We start from the raw sequence: 1,028 nt of genomic DNA on the forward strand, positions 1-1,028 counted from the left end.
AAACTGATCGCACCTGTGCAGGAAATTTTCCCATTTGCGGTCATTGATGCGTATGCCAAAAGCGCCGCGACATTACAGAAAAAAATGACCAAAAAAGTAGCCCACGGAGCCATTGCCATTGTCTCTCAACCCGTCTACGATCTCGAAAATGCTAAAAAACTGCTGGATATGATGAGCGAAGCCAACCGTGAAAATAATGGCTCTTGTGTACTGGTTTTGGGCTATTTTCCGATTACCAAACTCCGTACCGCCCGCTTTTTGGATGAAAATGTCCCGGGAATTTATGTTCCGATTGCATGGGTCGAAGCCCTCGAAGCGGCTTCATTGATTAGCCCTGAGGAAGAGTATCGCGTCGGATTTGAGCTGAGTAAAACCCTCTTCGAAGAACTAAAAGCTCTCCATCCGAAAATCCACATCATGACCGCCAATCAGTTTGAGTTAGCCAAGGCGATTTTGTCTTAATCTCCCGTTCGCCCTGAGCTTGTCGAAGGGTATATTCATGGTTCGACAGGCTCACCACGAACGGAGCAACCTTAATAGTGATACCGACACTGCGCCACGATAATAAGATCATTTTTAATCGTGTAAACGAGGCGATGTTCAGCAGTAATCCGTCGGGACAAATACCCCGATAAATTTTCTTTCAACCGTTCAGGCTTTCCCAACCCCTCATCAGGATTTCGGCGGATGTCTTCCAAGAGTGCATTGATCCTCTTTAGAATCTTTTTATCGTTATGTTGCCAATAGAGATAGTCTTCCCATCCCTTGGTCGAAAATGCGATCATCAACTCGCTATCTCTCGAATGGTGAATTCCCCTTTTTCGATCTCTTCGATTGAATCCATCAAACGATCACGATTTGTTTTAGACGAGAGCAGATACATCGTCTCTTTCATCGACGCATACTCTTCATAGGAGATCAACACGGCGCTTTGGTTATCTTTGGTCGTGATGATGTACTCTTCACAGTCGTTGCACACGCTGTCGATCATACTTCGCAGATTATTACGTGCCGCAGAATAAAACATG

3 protein-coding genes are annotated in these 1,028 nt (G+C 45.2%); 1 reads left to right on the forward strand and 2 read right to left on the reverse strand.

The genetic code is table 11. The features are described from left to right. Nucleotides 1-462 (forward strand): methylenetetrahydrofolate reductase (locus A3G19_RS07570; protein WP_294871687.1); only part of this gene is annotated, 462 nt, incomplete at its 5' end. 71 nt (nucleotides 463-533) lie between these two features. On the opposite strand, the gene A3G19_RS07575 is transcribed toward A3G19_RS07570, so the two are convergent. After that, nucleotides 534-785 carry a Txe/YoeB family addiction module toxin gene (locus A3G19_RS07575; protein WP_294871690.1) on the reverse strand — a complete coding sequence of 84 codons (252 nt, stop codon included), beginning with the start codon at nucleotides 783-785 and terminating at the stop codon, nucleotides 534-536. Continuing rightward, the coding region (locus A3G19_RS07580; RefSeq protein ID WP_294871693.1) for a type II toxin-antitoxin system prevent-host-death family antitoxin at nucleotides 785-1,028 on the reverse strand (244 nt) is incomplete at its 5' end. The genes A3G19_RS07580 and A3G19_RS07575, both read right to left, overlap by 1 nt.

This window comes from Sulfuricurvum sp. RIFCSPLOWO2_12_FULL_43_24 (assembly GCF_001829605.1).
Classification (GTDB): domain Bacteria; phylum Campylobacterota; class Campylobacteria; order Campylobacterales; family Sulfurimonadaceae; genus Sulfuricurvum.